Source organism: Streptomyces europaeiscabiei, assembly GCF_036346855.1.
GTDB lineage: Bacteria > Actinomycetota > Actinomycetes > Streptomycetales > Streptomycetaceae > Streptomyces > Streptomyces europaeiscabiei.
In genome coordinates this window covers 10,283,023-10,299,370 of sequence record NZ_CP107841.1, presented here as the reverse complement: position 1 = coordinate 10,299,370, position 16,348 = coordinate 10,283,023, and the positions used below count along the sequence as shown (strand labels likewise).

Sequence of the window (16,348 nt, the reverse complement as noted above, 5' to 3'; positions counted from 1 at the left end):
ACCTTCCGGGAGGTTCAGAGGGCCCGTGGTGCTCTTGGCGGGCAGGGGGGAGCCCAGCGGCAAGAGGGGAAGGGGTAATAGCGATGTAACATTAGACGTCATATGAATTTCGTCAATAGGTTGTGCGCCGCCGGTTCGACCGGACCCGGACATGCGAACGCCCCCGGCCTGTTCGGCTCGGGGGCGGGTCGGGGGCGGGTCGGTGCGGCTGCTCTCAGGAGGCGGGCGAGCCGACGTTCGGCAGGCGACGGCGGCTCCAGGCGGTCTGGATGTGTGCCGCCATGGCCTGCGCGGCCCCGTCTGCATCCCGGGCCAGCAGTCGCTCGGCAACCGCGCGGTGCTCCTCGTTGGCCCGCTCGCACGCGATCGCGTCCGGTGTGCCGTTGTACAGATAGGTCGTGCGCGCCTGGGCGTGGAGGATCCGGATGATGGAACGGCCGAGCCTGTTGTGGGACGCCTGCAGGATCCGATCATGGAAGGCCACATCGGTCTCGAGGAAGCGTGCCGGTACGGCGGTCTCCTCGTCGAGCCGGGCGAGCAGCCGCTCGATGGCCCGCAGGTCGTCGTCGGTGGCCAGCTCCGCCGCCTGGGCCGTCATCTTGGCTTCCAGCGTCGAGCGGATCTCGACCAGCTGGTCGAGGACGATGAGCTGGTCGTCATGCTGGACGGTCGCGGCGAGCACGACGGGGTCGAGGAGGTTCCACTCCTCGGGCGCGGTGACGGTGGTGCCGTAGCCCTGCCGGGCGAGGACCAGCCCCTTGGCCTCCAGGGACTTGACCGCCTCACGGATGGTGATGCGGCTGACGCCGAAGGTCTCGCAGAGCTCGGGTTCCACCGGCAGGGTCGCTCCCGAGGGGATGGCGCCCGACACGATCGAGTCGGTCAGGCTCTCCATGACGGCCTGTGCCAGTCTGGCCGGACGTTTGGGCCAGGGCTTGAGAACGGGAGACTCTCCTGCTCGACCGTTGCTGTCCTTGGCCATGTGGGCCCCCCTTGCTGATGCGGATTGCGGCGAGTCTACTGCGTGGGACTTCTTGACAGCATTCGTATGACGACTTACGTTACACGAAAATTTCGCAGCAGTACTTCCCGCCACAAGGGGTGCAAGCCGTGCGCATTACCGAAGTCGAGTGCCATCCGGTCCGGGTGCCGGGAGCCAGTCCGCCCTTCGTCTGGCGGGACGGACTCCTGGGCAGCCCGTCCGAGGGCGAGGCCTCGGTACTGCGCATCCGCACCGACGAAGGAGTCGAAGGGGTGGCGATGGCCCCCCGGCGGGGCAGCGGGGTCATCCTGGCGGACCTGCTCGACCGCGTACTGCGCACGGAGCTGGTGGGGCAGGACCCCCTGCAGCGGGAATGGCTCTGGCACCGCATGTGGGAGCTGGACCGCACCGAGGAACTGCCGCTCTATCTGCTGGGTCTGGTCGACACCGCGCTGTGGGACCTGGCCGGACGACTCGCCGACCGGCCCACCTGGCAGATGCTCGGCGGTTACCGCACCTCAATACCCGCGTACGCCTCCACCGTCACCTACTCCTCCATCGAGGAGTACCTGGATATCGCCGACCAGGCACTGGAGCTCGGCTACCCCGCCATCAAGCTCCACGCCTGGGGCGACGCCCGCCGCGACGCCCGCCTGTCGGTGGCTCTGCGCGAACATGTGGGGGACGACATCCCACTGATGTTCGACGGGTCGGCGGGCTTCGACCTCCCCGACGCGATCTACCTCGGGCGCGCCCTCTCGGACGCCGACTACCTCTGGTACGAGGAGCCGATGAGGGAGTTCAGCGTCACCGCGTACAAACGTCTCGCCGACGCGGTGGCCGTTCCCCTCCTCGTGGCCGAGACCTCCGACGGGGCACACATGAACTCGGCCGACTTCATCCAGGCCGGCGCCGCCACCTTCGGCGTCCGCGCCTCCACCCAACTGCGCGGCGGCTTCACCGGCGCGATGCGCACCGCCCACCTCGCCGACGCCTACCGGCTGCGCGCGGAGGTGCACGGGCCGGAGATCCCCAACCGGCATCTGTGCATGGCCATCTCGAACACCACCTACTACGAGTCCCTGGTCATGGGCAACCCCATCAGCCGCGAGAGTGGCATCGACGCCCACGGCCTCGTCCACGCCCCCACCGGACCGGGTGTCGCCCTCCCGGCGGGCCTGGACTACCCTCCCGCCCTTCAGGCATTTGTCGACAAGGAGACCGTCACCCCGCCCCGGGCCTGATGACCGGAGCCCCAGGCCCGACCGCCTGTCCCGAACACCCCGAACCCAGCGCCATTCACTGCTGTGCGCCATTCACCAAGATCTGAGGTCAGTCATGCACGACGACGTTCCGGTTTCCTCCCGCCGTCAGCTCAGACACGCCGCTGTCGCCGTCCTGAGCGCCGTATCCCTGCTCGGGCTCGCCGCCTGCGGCAGCGCCGACCCCACACCCACGACGACCTCCTCCCCCGGCGCCTTCAAGCCTGTCGCGCAGAAGGAAGGCAGCGAGATCACGGTCTGGGCGGACGCCACCCGTGTGCCCGGCGTGCAGGCGTACCAGAAGTCGCACCCGAACGTGAAGATCAAGATCGTCACGTACAGCGGGGATGCCAACGGCGCCAACGACCTGCAGACCAAGGTCCAGCTGTTCGACCGCACCGGCAGCGGGTGGCCCGACGTCGCCTTCAGCGCCAATGTCAACGACGCCAGCTGGGCATCCCAGGGAAAGACCCCCTATGCCGCGCCTCTCAACCAGGACCTGATCCCCCAGTCCAAACTCAAGGGCTTCGCCGACGGCGCGCTGGGCCCCTGCACGTTCGACGGCAACACCTACTGCCTGCGCAACGACCTGGCGCAGAACGTGCTCTGGTACAACAAGAAACTCATGGACAGGTTCGGGTACTCCGTCCCGACCACCTGGGAGGAGTACGAGGCACTCGGCAAGAAGGTCGCCAAGGAGCACCCCGGCTACCTGGTCGGAACCGCCGGGGACGCCTGGAGCCCCGAGGTGTACTTCTGGGCGAGCCAGTGCCCTGCCAGCACGGTGACCGACGCCAAGAAGGTCAAGGTCGACCTGCAGGATGCCAAGTGCACCCGGATGGCCAAGCTGCTCGACAGCCTGATCGCCAAGGGTTCGGTCTCCAAGGACACCGTCTTCAGCGCCGGCTTCATCAAGAACAAGGCGAGCAAGGTCCTCATGCTCCCCGGCCCCTCCTGGTACGGCCAGGTGCTCTTCAACTCCACCTTCAAGATCCCCGAGGGGCAGATCGCCGCCGCCTCACCGCTGAAGTTCGAGGGCGACGCCAAGAACTACACCGGCAACGTCGGCGGTGGTCTGTGGTTCGTCTCCTCCCACAGCAAGAACCTCAAGGCGTCCTCCGACCTGGTGACCTGGATGGCGACCTCCGACGCCTACCAGGCCACCGCGGGCACGTACCCCGCGTACAAGCAGGCAGCCGTCGCCTGGCTCGGCGGCCAGCAGAAGACCGGTTACTTCGCCGAGGACGTCAGCCCGGCCTTCCAGGAGGCGGCGGAACTCGTCTGGCCCGGCTGGTCCGCCACCCAGTACAGCCAGGAAGCGATCTACTCCTCCACCGTGATCCCGGCCCTGAACTCGGGCAAGACCCTCACCGACACCCTGGGCACCTGGCAGACGGCCATCACCGACAAGGCCAAGTCCCTCGGATACACCGTCAACTAGCGAAGCGGAACGATGACCACCCACCTCGCAACGGAGCGGAGCGGCCGCCTCGGCGGCCGCTCGGCCCGCAACCCGGTCGGACGCGCCGGTTACGTCTTCGTCTCCGGCTACGTCCTCCTCCTGCTCGCCTTCGGCGTCCTGCCCACCGGTTACGCGGTGTGGCTGGCGCTGTCCAACTCCCGCAACCAGCTCGTCGGGCTCGGCAACTTCACCCGGACGTTCACCGACTACCGCTTCGGACCGGCCTTCCTCCACATCGGCCTGTACCTGCTGATCTGGATGGCCAGCCTGATGATCCTGGTGGTGCTGCTCTCCCTGATGCTGCACGGCCGCATGCGCAGGACCTCCACCAGCCTGCGGTTCCTGTTCTACCTGCCGGGTGCCCTCGCCGGGGTGGCGAGCGTCCTGCTCTTCCTGATCCTCCTCGACCCGGCCGCCAGCCCCGTCGGCTGGCTACTGAAGGGCTTCGGCTGGAACACCCTCGCCCAGGTCAACGCCCCCGGCCACCTGCCGGTGCTGTTCACCGTCATCGCCTTCTGGACCGGGGCCGGCGGCTGGATCGTGGTCATGTACGGCGCGCTCAACAGCATCCCGGACGAGATCCTGGAGGCCGCCCGCATCGACGGCGCCAGTACGCTCCAGATCGCCCTTCGTATCCAGATCCCGATGATCACCAAGTGGATCGCGTACATGCTGATCCTGGCCTTCGCGGCCGGCACCCAGCTCTTCGTCGAGCCACAGCTGGTCTCCCTCGCCAGCTGGGGCATGATCCCCGACAGCTGGTCACCGAACCAGCTCTCCTACCAGTACGCCTTCCAGGCAGGCGACTTCAACGGCGCGGCGGCGCTCTCCATCGACCTCCTCGTCCTGGGCCTCGCCTGCGCGGCGCTCGTCGTCTTCCGTACCGGCCTGTTCGACAGGGACGAAGGATGACCGCAGCTCCCACGACCACAGGGCCCACGACCACAGCCCGCCGAACTCCGCCGCCCCGTAAGGCCGGCGCTCGCACCAGCCCGAGGAAGCCCATGCGCCGCAAGCGCCGCCCAAGCTCACTGGCCGCCCGGCTGGCCTGGCTCATCGTCATGGGCCTGTCCGCGCTGTTCTTCTGTGTGCCGGTGGTGTGGCTCCTGCTGGCCCCGACCAAGACCGACAGCCAGATCGTGCGGGACGCCCCGTTCTCCTTCGGCTCTCTCGGCGCGGTCGCGGACGCCTGGCACCACCTCTACGCGTTCCAGGACGGCGCCATCCTCACCTGGTTGCTGAACTCGGCGCTCTACACCTTCGGCGCCCTGGTCGTGACCCTCGTGACGTCGATCCCCGCCGGGTACGCGCTGGCTCTCACCCAGTTCATCGGGCGACGGATGCTGCTGACCATCACCATGCTCGTGATGCTCATGCCGACGGCCGCGATGGTGCTGCCCCTGTACCTGGGGATGAACGCCGTGCACCTGGACGGCACGATCTGGTCGGTGATCCTGCCCTTCTCGTTCTTCCCGTTCGGGGTCTACCTCACCTACATCTATTTCTCCTCCAACGTCCCCTCCGACCTGCTGTCCGCCGCGCGGATAGACGGGTGTTCGGAGTGGCAGGTCTTCCGGCTCATCGCGATGCCGCTGGCCAAGCCCGTGATCGCGCTGGTCGGCTTCTTCAACTTCGTCGGCAACTGGAACAACTTCTTCCTGCCGTTCGTGATGCTGCCCGACAGCTCCCAGTATCCGGCGCAGGTGGGGCTGAACAACCTGCTCGCCGCCTCACCGCTGTTCAACACCTCCAGCGGCACCGGAAACCAGATCATGCGGCCCGAACTGGCCCTGGCCACCCTGGTGACCATCGTCCCCGTCCTGATCGTGTTCCTCTTCTCCCAACGCGCCCTCGTGGCCGGCATGCTCGCCGGTGCGACCAAGGAGTGAGGTGAGGCGGCAGCCACACCCCTGGCGCCGCCGTATCCAACCGGCGCTCCCCCTGACGTCGGTGCCGTGCCGAGCCCCACGCCCTGCGGACGGCCACGCCAGTCCGTTACCAGGCACGCCCGAGGCGGGCTTGCCGACAACGCCGCCCACACCCAGCGGAAGGACCCCCGATGAAACGCGTTGCCCAGACGGTCCGCCTGCGGCCCGAGCACCGTGAGCTGTATCTGCGCCTGCACTCCGCGGTCTGGCCGGGCGTCGAGGCCGCGCTGCGGGCCGCGAACATCCGCAACTACAGCATCTTTCTGCGCGAGGACACGCTGTTCGGCTACTTCGAGTACCACGGCGACGACTTCGAGGCCGACATGGCCGCGATCGGCGCCGACGCGGCCACCCAGGCATGGTGGAAGCTCACCGACCCCTGCCAGGAGCCCTGGGCCGATACCGGCACCGGGGGCAGCTGGTCGGACCTGACCGAGATCTGGCATCTGAGCGATCCCGGCACACCGTGACGGTCATCCGCCGTCCCCCGCCCGAGCCACCCGACAACCACTCATGGCAAGGAAACCCCCAGTGAGACTTCTACGAGTCGGCGCGCCCGGCGAGGAGCGGCCCGCCGTCCGCACCGAGGAGGGCCGACTGCTCGATCTGTCCTCCGTGACCTCCGACATCGACGGCGCATTCCTCTGGGCGAACGGCGTCGACCGGGCCCGGGCGGCGGTTGCGGCGGGAGCACTGCCCGAACTGGACGCGGACGGTGTACGGATCGGAGCACCCGTGGCCCGTCCCAGCAAGATCGTCTGCGTCGGTCTGAACTACCGTGACCACGCCGCCGAGACCGGCGCGGCGATCCCGGCGCGGCCGGTGGTCTTCATGAAGGACCCGGGTACGGTCGTCGGCCCGTACGACGAGGTGCTGATCCCCCGCGGCTCCGTGAAGACCGACTGGGAGGTCGAGCTGGCGGTCGTCATCGGACGGCGGGCCCGCTACCTCGACGGGCCGGACGCCGCGCGGGCCGTGATCGCGGGGTACGCGATCAGCCACGACGTCTCCGAGCGCGAGTTCCAGCTGGAGTACTCCTCGCAGTGGGACCTGGGCAAGTCCTGCGAGACGTTCAACCCGCTCGGACCGTGGCTGGTGACCGCCGACGAGGTCGGCGATCCGCAGGACCTCGGGCTGCACCTGAGCGTCAACGGCGTGAAGCGGCAGGACGGCCACACCGGCGACATGATCTTCCCGGTCGGCCACATCGTGTCGTACCTGAGTCAGTACATGGTCCTGGAGCCGGGCGACGTGATCAACACCGGTACTCCGGCGGGTGTGGCCCTCGGCCTTCCCGGCTCCCCCTACCTCCGTCCCGGCGACACCGTCGAGCTGTCCGTCGACGGGCTCGGCGCCCAGCGCCAGACCTTCGGCCAAGCGTGAAAGGCGCCCCCTTGAGCAAGTCGAGTCGGTTGAGCAGCTTGAGCGGCCTGTCAGGGCTGAGGGCCCTCGTCACCGGCGGCGCGTCCGGCATCGGGCTGGCCACGTCCCGGATGCTGGCCGAGCACGGCGCCACGGTGGCCGTCCTCGACCTCGCCCCCTCCGGCGTCCCCGAGCCGCTGATCGCCATCAAGGCGGATCTCGGCGACGACGCCTCGGTAGGTGTCGCCGTGGAGGCCGCTGCCGGACAGCTCGGTGGCCTGGACATCCTGGTCAACAACGCGGGCGTCGGCGCCGTCGGCAGCGTCGAGGACAACCCGGACGAGGAGTGGCACCGCGTCCTCGACGTCAACGTCCTCGGGACGGTACGCGCCACCCGCGCCGCCCTGCCGTATCTGCGGCACTCGTCGCACGCAGCGATCGTCAATACGTGCTCGATCGCGGCCACCGCGGGCCTCCCCCAGCGCGCCCTGTACTCCGCCAGCAAGGGTGCGGTGCTGTCGCTGACCCTGGCCATGGCCGCGGACCACGTCCGTGAGGGCATTCGCGTCAACTGCGTCAACCCCGGCACCGCCGATACCCCCTGGGTGACCCGGCTCCTGGACGCCGCGGACGACCCGGAGGCGGAGAGCGCCGCCCTCGACGCACGCCAGCCCCTGGGCCGCCTGGTCACCGCGGACGAGGTGGCGGCGGCCGTGGTCTACCTGGCGAGCCCCGCCGCTGCCTCCGTCACCGGCATCGCCCTCGCCGTCGACGGTGGCATGCAGGGGCTCCGGCTGCGCCCGGCGGTCGGCGCATGAGAGCGACCGCGCTGGGCGCCACCGGTGTCAGGGTCACCGAGCTGTCGTTCGGGGCCGCCGCCATCGGCAACCTCTTCCGCCCGGTCACCGACGAGGCCGCGTCCGCCGCGGTGGAGGCGGCCTGGGACGCGGGCGTACGCACCTTCGACACCGCTCCGCACTACGGGCTCGGGCTGTCCGAGCACCGCCTGGGCGCCGCACTGCGCGACCGCGCCCGTGACACGTACACCGTCTCCACCAAGGTCGGGCGACTGCTCGAACCCCACCCGGAGGGCGGCGGCGGCGACGATCTCGCCCACGGCTTCGCCGTGCCCGGCACCCACCGCCGGGTCTGGGACTTCAGCTCGGACGGCGTCCTGCGCTCACTGGAAGCCAGCCTGGACCGCCTCGGCCTGGACCATGTGGACATCGCCCTGCTGCACGACCCGGACCACCACGCCGAGCAGGCCCTCACCGAGGCCTACCCGGCACTGGAACGGCTGCGCGCCGAAGGCGTCGTCAAGGCGATCGGCATCGGAGTGAACCAGTGCGCGCTCCCCGCCCGCTTCCTGCGCGAGACCGACATCGACGTGGTGCTCCTCGCCGGCCGCTACACCCTGCTGGAGCAGGAGGGGCTCGCGGAGGTACTGCCGGAGGCCGCCGCCCGCGGCAGGAGTGTCATCGTCGGCGGGGTGTTCAACTCGGGTCTGCTCACCGACCCCAAGCCCGGGGCCATGTACGACTACGCGCCCACCCCACCGCGGGTGCTCGACCGGGCCCTGCGCATGAAGGCGGTCACCGAACGCCACGGCGTACCCCTGCGCGCGGTCGCTCTGCGCTTCCCGCTCGGCCATCCGGCGGTCGCGAGCGTACTGTCCGGCGCGCGTTCCGACGAGGAGGTCCGCGACACGGTGGACCAGCTGCGGCGAACGGTACCGACCGCGGTCTGGGACGGACTGCGCGCCGAGGGCTTGCTGCCCCCTCACGTCCCCGTCCCCGCCGCCACACCGGTCGAAGAAGCCGATCGGCCGAAGGAGCAGTCGTGGGGGTGACCGCCGTGGAGGGGAACGCCGCTGAGGGCGTCATCGACGCACACCACCACGTGTGGGACCTCTCCGTCCGCGACCAGGAATGGATCACCGGTCCGGAACTCGCCCCGCTGCGCCGCGACTTCCTGCTCGCCGACCTGGAGCCCGAGGCCCGGGCGGTCGGCGTCACCGCGACGGTCCTGGTCCAGACGATCGACGTTCCGGAGGAGACGCCCGAGTTCCTGGCCTTGGCCCAGGACAGCGACCTGGTGGCCGGCGTCGTGGGCTGGACCGACCTGACCTCCCCGGATGTCACCCGCTCGCTCGCGGCGCTGCGCGAGGGGCCGGGTGGCGAGCACCTGGTGGGCATCCGCCATCAGGTGCAGGGCGAATCCGATCCTCGCTGGCTGGTGCGGCCGGACGTGCTGCGTGGGCTCGCCGCGGTGGCCGAGGCGGGGCTCGTGTACGACCTGGTCGTCAGGCCCCACCAGCTCGCGGCGGCCCATGAGACCGCCCAACTGCTTCCCGGTCTCACCTTCGTACTCGATCACGCGGGCAAGCCCCCCATCGCCTCGGGCGAGTTGCGGCCTTGGGCGGAAGCAGTGCATCTGCTGGCCTCGCTGCCCAACACCGTCTGCAAGCTCTCCGGCCTGGTGACCGAGGCCGACCGGGACGCGTGGAGTGTCGAGGATCTACGGCCGTACGCGGACACCGTGCTGGACGTTTTCGGCCCGCGGCGGCTGATGTTCGGCTCCGACTGGCCCGTCTGCCGACTGGGCGCCACCTACGCCGACGTCATTTCCACAGCAAGGGAGTTGACGGCCGCCCTCCATCCCGCCGAACGCCACGAGGTCTTCACCGGAACCGCTCTGCGGACCTACGGCCTGACCGTCACCGGCACCGCCACCGGCTCCCAGGCCGCTCATGCCGCCCAGGAAGCACCATGCGCATAGCCCTCTTCATCACCTGTTTCAACGACATGATGTTCCCCCGCACCGGCCGCGCGGTGACCGAACTGCTGGAGCGCCTCGGCCACACCGTGGAGTTCCCGCAGGGCCAGACCTGCTGCGGCCAGATGCACTTCAACACCGGCTACCGCCCGGAGACCCTGCCCATGGTGCGCCGCTTCGCGGAGGTCTTCGCGGGCTACGACGCCGTGGTCACCCCTTCCGGCTCCTGTGCGGGCATGGTGCGCGACCACCACCGGGTGGTGGCGGACCAGTACGGCGACTCCGCCCTCGCCGAGGCGGTCGAGCGGGTGGTGCCGACGGTGTACGAGCTGTCGGAACTCCTCGTCGACGTTCTCGGCGTCACCGATGTCGGTGCGTATTTCCCGCACCGCGTCACCTACCACCCGACGTGCCACTCGCTGCGCATGCTGCGCGTCGGCGACCGGCCGCTCAGGCTGCTGCGCGCGGTGAAGGACATCGACCTCGTCGAACTGCCCGACGCGGAGTCGTGCTGCGGCTTCGGCGGCACCTTCGCCCTGAAGAACGCGGAGGTCTCCAACGCGATGCTGGCCGACAAGATGCGCCATGTGCAGGACACCGGCGCCGAGATCCTGTGCGCGGGCGACAACTCCTGCCTCACACACATCGGCGGCGGCCTGTCCCGGCTGCGCACCGGCGTCGGGACGATGCACCTGGCCGAGATCCTGGCCTCAACGGAAGGGGACCTGCGGTGAGTGGTGCCGACAACGTCGTATGGCTGGGCTCCCCGGCCTTCCCCGAGGCGGCACGCGCCGCGCTCGCCGACACCCGGCTGCGCGCGAACCTGCGCCGGGCCACCGGCACCATCCGGGACAGGCGGCTGGCGGTCACCGCCGAGCTCGACGACTGGGAGGACCTGCGGGAGACGGCGGCGGCCCTCAAGCGCCGCACTCTGCGCCACCTCGACCGCCATCTCCTGCGCCTTGAGGAGTCGGTGACCTCCGCCGGCGGCACGGTCCACTGGGCGTCGGACGCGGCCGAGGCGAACGCCATCGTCACACGGCTGGTGCGGGCGACCGGCGAGAGCGAGGTCGTCAAGGTCAAGTCGATGGCGACCCAGGAGATCGGCCTCAACGAGGCGCTCGGCGAAGCGGGCATCCGCGCCTACGAGACCGATCTCGCCGAACTCATCGTGCAGTTGGGCGGCGACAGGCCCTCGCACATCCTGGTGCCGGCCATCCACCGGGGCCGCTCCGAGATCCGGGAGATCTTCCGGCACCAGATGAGGAAGTGGGGCCGGCCCGCTCCCGAGGGGCTCACCGACGACCCACACGACCTGGCGGAAGCGGCCCGGCTCCATCTGCGGGAGAAGTTCCTGCGGGCCAAGGTGGCCGTCTCCGGGGCCAACTTCGCGGCCGCCGACACCGGAACGGTGGTGGTCGTGGAGTCCGAGGGCAACGGCCGGATGTGCCTGACCCTGCCGGAGACCCTGATCACCGTCATGGGCATCGAGAAGGTCCTGCCCTCCTTCGCCGACCTGGACGTCTTCCTCCAGCTCCTGCCCCGCTCGTCGACCGGCGAGCGGATGAACCCGTACACCTCTCTGTGGACCGGCGTCACCGAGGGCGACGGGCCGCAGGACTTCCATCTGGTCCTCCTCGACAACGGCCGCACCGCCACTCTCGCCGACGAGGTGGGCCGCCAGGCGCTGTCCTGCATCCGCTGCTCGGCGTGCCTGAACGTGTGCCCGGTGTACGAGCGCACCGGCGGCCACGCCTACGGGTCGGTCTACCCCGGCCCCATCGGCGCCGTGCTCACCCCGCAGCTCGTCGGCATCGAGAACGCGGCCTCGCTGCCCTTCGCCTCCACCCTGTGCGGAGCGTGCTATGACGCCTGCCCGGTCAAGATCGACATTCCGGAGGTGCTGGTCCACCTGCGGGCGAAGGCCGTGGAGGCCAAACGCCGGGACCGGCTGCTGCCCACCCCCGAGGCGCTCGCCATGAAGGCCGCGGGCGCGGTGCTGTCCTCCCCGAGGCAACTGGCGGCGGTGCAGCGACTCGCCGCCCTCGGCGCCCGGCTGGTGGCCCGCGACGGCCTGATCGGTGCCCTGCCCGGCCCGTTCGCCCGCTGGTCCGCCACCCGGGACACCCCCGCGCCGGCCCGCGAGTCCCTGAGCGCCTGGTGGAGACGGACGAGAGGCGAAGACCGTATGACGACGGAAGGGAAGGGCCGATGAGCGGCCGCGACACCGTACTGCGCGACATCCGGAGCGCGCTGGCCGACGTACCAGGTGCCGAGGCCGCCGACGGCGACTCCGTCCCACATGAAGTGCGCTCCCACCGGGCAGGGCTGGACGTCGTCGAGCTGTTCATCGAACGTGCCGCCGACTACCGCGCCACCGTCGTCTGCGTTCGGCCGTCCGACGCCGTCGCCACCGTGGGCCGTGCACTGGCGCGCACCGGAGCGAAATCCCTTGTGGTGCCGCCAGGTTTCCCCGAACAACTGGTACCCGAAGGCCCCTGGTCCCGGCTGGAGGACGTCCCGCCACTGACGGTCCGACAGCTCGACGCGGCGGACGCCGTGCTCACCACCGTCGCCGCAGCGATCGCCCTCACCGGCACGGTCGTCCTCGACAGCGGGCCCGGACAGGGACGCCGTGCGCTGACCCTGCTGCCGGACCAGCATGTCTGCGTGGTCAGGACGAGCCGGATCGCCGCTGATGTGCCCGAGGCGTTGAGCCTGCTCCACCCGTACCGGCCGCTGACCCTGATCTCCGGCCCCTCAGCGACCAGCGACATCGAACTGGACCGTGTGGAGGGCGTGCACGGACCGCGAACGCTCGACATCGTCGTGGTCACGGACGAATAGGTCTCGGATACGGGACTGTCCATGGACGCCGTGTCCCAGCACCGGATGCACCCGCGCCTGACGGCGCACGGTCTCTGACCCGAGCACTGCGGCGAACTCTCCGTGATTCACGGCGCGTTGATCCGGTTGAGGGTCGACCAACTGCCCGGCGGCCACGACGCGACACCGGTCTGACCGTGGTCCTCCAAGACCTCGTTGACCCGGCGTGGGACATCGACCTGCGCCTGCAGGCGATCCTCCACAGATTCGCTCTCGAACATACCTTCTGGGTTCGTCAAGCAGCCCCTGGGCTGCACCGTCCCCGAGGTCCGCGACCCACACACGGCCGACCTGTAGACCTGTGGACCTGTGGACCTGTGGACCTGTGGACCTGTGGACCTGGCCGATCATCGCCGCCTCCGCGTTCGCCAACGGAGCAGGTCCGCGCTTCTTCGATGTTCGACACGGCTTGGCCGTCGCAACACCCCGCAGGGTCGGGTGCCGCAACCCCCTCTAGAACCCAAGCTGCCCGAGCCACGGGGCATGTCGTGCGGCTGATGGCCCAGGACGGCCAACCGGAAGGCGCCCTCTGAAGGGCGAGCCACCCGTCCCCGACGGTACCGGCGGCTCGCCCTGTGAGATCCGTCCGTTCCGGTTCGCCGACGCGGCGGTTACGACGATCAGCAGGAGAGAATGATTTTGTGGGGGGAGTGTAAAGAAAAGGGGGGCAACTGTGGGAGCGGACGGGGTAGTTGGGGACGGCGGGAACGGAGCTCCGTTGCTGGGCCGCTCCGTCGAACTGGCCCGGTTCGACGCGCTGCTCGACCGTGCGGCAGGCGACGCACGCGGCACAGCGAGGGGCGAGGAGTTCCGTGACAGCAGCCGTTCCCGGCTCGTCGACGTCACCGGTGAGGCCGGCATCGGCAAGAGTCGGCTGCTCGGCGAGGTCTGCGCACGGGCACGCCGACGCGGAATGACGGTACTGCGCGGCCGAGCCACGGAGTACGAGCGGCGGGTGCCGTTCCAGGTGTTCACCGACGCGCTCGCCCACCTCGACCCGCTTGCCCTGGACTGTTTCCAGGAGACCGAAGCGGTGGCGCCCCTCCTTCAGCGGAGCGGCGCGGTCGACCGTTTCGGACTGCACCGGTCCACGGCCGTCCTGCTCGCCCGGCTCGCCGCCCCGTCCGGGCTGCTGCTGGCCCTCGACGACCTGCACTGGGCGGACCCGGCGTCACTGGAGCTGCTGGACCATCTCGTACGCCATCCTGTGCACGGCCCCGTCGTCCTGGCCGTGACACGCCGTGACCGCCAGAGTCCCGAGTCCCTCGCCGCCAGGCTCACCCGAGGCCTCGACACCGGCACGGTCGTCAGACTCGGCCTGAGACCGCTGAGCGCACGCGACTGCGCCGAACTGGCCGGCCCCTCACTGCCGCCCGCCGAGACCGCCGCGCTGTACGCCGCGAGCGAGGGCAACCCGTTCTACTTCCTGACCCTCCTTCAGGCCCACCGCGAGGGTACGGCGCCGGAGTCCTCGGCGCCGCCCGGGCTCGGCACCCTGCTGCTGGACGAGCTCGCCGTGCTCGCCCCCTCGCGGCGCGGCATCGTCGAGGCCGTGGCGGTACTGGGCGAGCACGCCACCCCGGCGATGGTGAGCCGGGTGACCGGCCGCTCCGGCACTGCGTTCGCCGACGACGTCCACGCTCTCACCCGCCGCGACCTGCTGCGCTCCGCCCCGCAAGGCCTGTTGACCCTGCGGCATCCGGTCGTGCGAACCCTCGTCCACGAAAGCACGCCCTTCTTGAGGCGCGTCGAGATTCACCGACTTGCCGCGCAGGAACTGGCCCGCGTCGGCGCCTCGGCGGCCGAGCGAGCCCACCACGTGGAACAGTCGCTGACCGCCTGGGACCCGGCAGCGGTGGCCGTGCTCGACGAGGCCGCCGCGCGAACCGCCCGAACGGCCCCGGCGAGCTGCGCCCACTGGCTCGATGTGGCACTCCGCCACCTGCCGGCCACTCCCGAACATGCGTCCCGGCGACGCGAGTTGGTCCTGAGGCGGGCCCGCGCACTGGCCGCGTGCGGTGGCCTGCGCGAGAGCCGCGACCTGCTCCAGGAGCTGATCGCCACCCCGCAGCGGTCACCCGGTGGCCCGACCACCGGCGAGGACCAAGGCCTCAGAGTGCGCGCGGTCGTCCTGTGCGCGCTGGTGGAACGTCATCTGGGGCGCTCCACCGAGGCCGTCGCGCTGTTGCGCCGCGAGCTGTCCCGCGGCCCCGCACCGGGCCACGTCGTCCGGCTCGGCCTGGAGCTCGGCTCGGCCGCGCCCCTGGACAGCGACACCTCGTACGCCCAGGTGCGCACCGAGGTCGAGGCGGCCCTCGCGGCGGCCCGATCCACGGGGGACGAGGTCGGGGAGGCGGGCGTCCTCGCCGTCGCCGCCCTGGGAGAGGCGTACGAGGGCAACATGACCGCGGCGCACCGGCTCGCCCGGCAGGCCGCCGCCCTGGTCGACTCCTTGCCCGACAACGACCTCACCGCGCTGTGCGAACCCCTGGCCCGGCTCGGCTGGGCGGAGGCGTTCCTGGAGCACTACCCGGACGCGGAGCGGCACGCCGAGCGCGGCCTCGACATCGCCCGCCGCAGCGGTCAGCTCTATGTCGTGCCCCATCTGCTGCTGTGCCTGTCCCATGTCCGGGTCCAGACCTGCCGGATCTCCTCGGCGCTGGAACTAGCCGACCAGGCCGAGGACATCGCCCGCGGGATCGGCAGCGACCAGTTGCTCGCGTTCGTGTTGGCGAGCAAGGCCGCGGCGCTCGTCGCCGGCTGCCCGCCGGGCGATCCGCGCCCCCTCGCCGTAGCCGAGGAGGCGGTGGCCGCGGCCGGTAACGGGGTCGACTGGTGGGCCTCCACGGCCTGGTGCATCTTCGGCTGGGCCGCGCTCATGGCCGGCGATCCGGTCCGGGCCCGGGACGCGATGCTCCGGGCGGGCGGCCCCGAACTGCAGCGGATCCAGCCCTCGATGCGACCGCTCTACCTGGAGATCCTGGTCACGTCCGCACTGGTGACGGGTATGTCGGAGGAGGCCCGTGGCTGGGCCGAGCGGGCCCGTAAGGAGGCGGAACAACTGGGGCTGCCGATGCAGCGGGCCTCCGCGCTGCGCAGCGCCGCCCATCTGCCGCTTGCGCAGGGGGACACGGCAGCGGCGGCGGACCTGTTCGCGGAGGCCGCGGCGGAGAGCGCCCGCTGCGGCGCGGTCTTCTGGGAGGCCCAATCCCTGCTGCTCGGCGCCCCGCTGGAAGCGGCTGCGGGCCGCAGCCGGGGCGGCACGCACGCCTGGCTCAGGGGGCGCCGGCTCGCCGAGGCGGGTGGCAGCGGATTGCTGGTCGGCCTCGCCGACGCCACCCGTCCGCCCGGTGGCGGCTCCGAGGCTCCGTACGTTTCCCCGGACCGCACCGAACTCACCGAACGGCTGGCCACCCTGACCGCCAGGGAGCTGGAGATAGCCGAACTGGTGGCGCAGGGGCTCACCAGCCAGGCCATCGCGGACCGGCTCTACGTCAGCCGGCGCACCGTCGAGACCCATGTCTCCCGCATCTTCCGCAAGACCGGGGTCTCCTCGCGTACCGCCCTGGCCGCGCTGATGGCCCGCCGCCGCACCGGGAGCCGTTTCGGGGACGCCCGCGTGGAGCAGGACTGAGCGTGGCTCAGGTGCCCTCGGCGGTGATCAGCGAGCCTCTGCGAACCGGCCACCGCG

The 16,348-nt window shown here is 70.5% G+C and carries 15 protein-coding genes; 13 read left to right on the top strand and 2 right to left on the bottom strand.

What is annotated here, in order from left to right:
• Positions 1-214: 214 nt before the first annotated feature.
• A complete protein-coding gene (locus OG858_RS44740) occupies positions 215-982 on the bottom strand; it encodes a FadR/GntR family transcriptional regulator (protein ID WP_086748906.1) in 768 nt (255 codons plus the stop codon).
• 128 nt (positions 983-1,110) lie between these two features.
• Between OG858_RS44740 and OG858_RS44735 the strand changes: the two genes are divergently transcribed.
• From OG858_RS44735 to OG858_RS44680, 12 genes are all read left to right on the top strand, one after another.
• The gene (locus OG858_RS44735) at positions 1,111-2,226 is read left to right on the top strand and encodes an enolase C-terminal domain-like protein (RefSeq protein ID WP_327747715.1); all 1,116 of its coding nucleotides are present in this window, start codon (positions 1,111-1,113) and stop codon (positions 2,224-2,226) included.
• A gap of 94 nt (positions 2,227-2,320) precedes the next feature.
• Positions 2,321-3,685, top strand: coding sequence for an ABC transporter substrate-binding protein (locus OG858_RS44730; RefSeq protein WP_327747716.1), 1,365 nt, complete (start codon positions 2,321-2,323; stop codon positions 3,683-3,685).
• 12 nt (positions 3,686-3,697) lie between these two features.
• On the top strand, positions 3,698-4,618 hold the full coding sequence (locus OG858_RS44725) for a carbohydrate ABC transporter permease (RefSeq protein ID WP_327747717.1): 921 nt from the start codon (positions 3,698-3,700) through the stop codon (positions 4,616-4,618).
• Positions 4,619-4,710: 92 nt separating this feature from the next.
• On the top strand, positions 4,711-5,595 hold the full coding sequence (locus tag OG858_RS44720; RefSeq protein ID WP_319266999.1) for a carbohydrate ABC transporter permease: 885 nt from the start codon (positions 4,711-4,713) through the stop codon (positions 5,593-5,595).
• Between the two features lie 170 nt (positions 5,596-5,765).
• Entirely contained in the window at positions 5,766-6,104 is a 339-nt protein-coding gene (locus OG858_RS44715; RefSeq protein WP_319065887.1) for an L-rhamnose mutarotase, read from the top strand.
• A gap of 61 nt (positions 6,105-6,165) precedes the next feature.
• Positions 6,166-7,017, top strand: coding sequence for a fumarylacetoacetate hydrolase family protein (locus OG858_RS44710; protein ID WP_327747718.1), 852 nt, complete (start codon positions 6,166-6,168; stop codon positions 7,015-7,017).
• Between the two features lie 38 nt (positions 7,018-7,055).
• A complete protein-coding gene (locus OG858_RS44705) occupies positions 7,056-7,814 on the top strand; it encodes an SDR family NAD(P)-dependent oxidoreductase (protein ID WP_319065884.1) in 759 nt (252 codons plus the stop codon).
• On the top strand, positions 7,811-8,845 hold the full coding sequence (locus OG858_RS44700; RefSeq protein ID WP_327747719.1) for an aldo/keto reductase: 1,035 nt from the start codon (positions 7,811-7,813) through the stop codon (positions 8,843-8,845). The genes OG858_RS44705 and OG858_RS44700 overlap by 4 nt, the downstream gene beginning before the upstream one ends.
• Complete coding sequence (locus OG858_RS44695) at positions 8,842-9,774, top strand: amidohydrolase family protein (RefSeq protein WP_319267004.1); 933 nt, start codon at positions 8,842-8,844, stop codon at positions 9,772-9,774. Before OG858_RS44700 ends, OG858_RS44695 begins: the two co-directional genes overlap by 4 nt.
• On the top strand, positions 9,765-10,505 hold the full coding sequence (locus tag OG858_RS44690) for a (Fe-S)-binding protein (RefSeq protein WP_327747720.1): 741 nt from the start codon (positions 9,765-9,767) through the stop codon (positions 10,503-10,505). The genes OG858_RS44695 and OG858_RS44690 overlap by 10 nt, the downstream gene beginning before the upstream one ends.
• On the top strand, positions 10,502-11,986 hold the full coding sequence (locus OG858_RS44685) for a LutB/LldF family L-lactate oxidation iron-sulfur protein (protein ID WP_327747721.1): 1,485 nt from the start codon (positions 10,502-10,504) through the stop codon (positions 11,984-11,986). Before OG858_RS44690 ends, OG858_RS44685 begins: the two co-directional genes overlap by 4 nt.
• The gene (locus tag OG858_RS44680) at positions 11,983-12,618 is read left to right on the top strand and encodes a LutC/YkgG family protein (RefSeq protein WP_328543800.1); all 636 of its coding nucleotides are present in this window, start codon (positions 11,983-11,985) and stop codon (positions 12,616-12,618) included. Before OG858_RS44685 ends, OG858_RS44680 begins: the two co-directional genes overlap by 4 nt.
• A gap of 107 nt (positions 12,619-12,725) precedes the next feature.
• On the opposite strand, the gene OG858_RS44675 is transcribed toward OG858_RS44680, so the two are convergent.
• Complete coding sequence (locus tag OG858_RS44675; RefSeq protein WP_327747722.1) at positions 12,726-12,878, bottom strand: hypothetical protein; 153 nt, start codon at positions 12,876-12,878, stop codon at positions 12,726-12,728.
• 497 nt (positions 12,879-13,375) lie between these two features.
• Between OG858_RS44675 and OG858_RS44670 the strand changes: the two genes are divergently transcribed.
• Positions 13,376-16,291, top strand: coding sequence for a helix-turn-helix transcriptional regulator (locus OG858_RS44670; RefSeq protein ID WP_328543801.1), 2,916 nt, complete (start codon positions 13,376-13,378; stop codon positions 16,289-16,291).
• Positions 16,292-16,348: the final 57 nt, after the last annotated feature.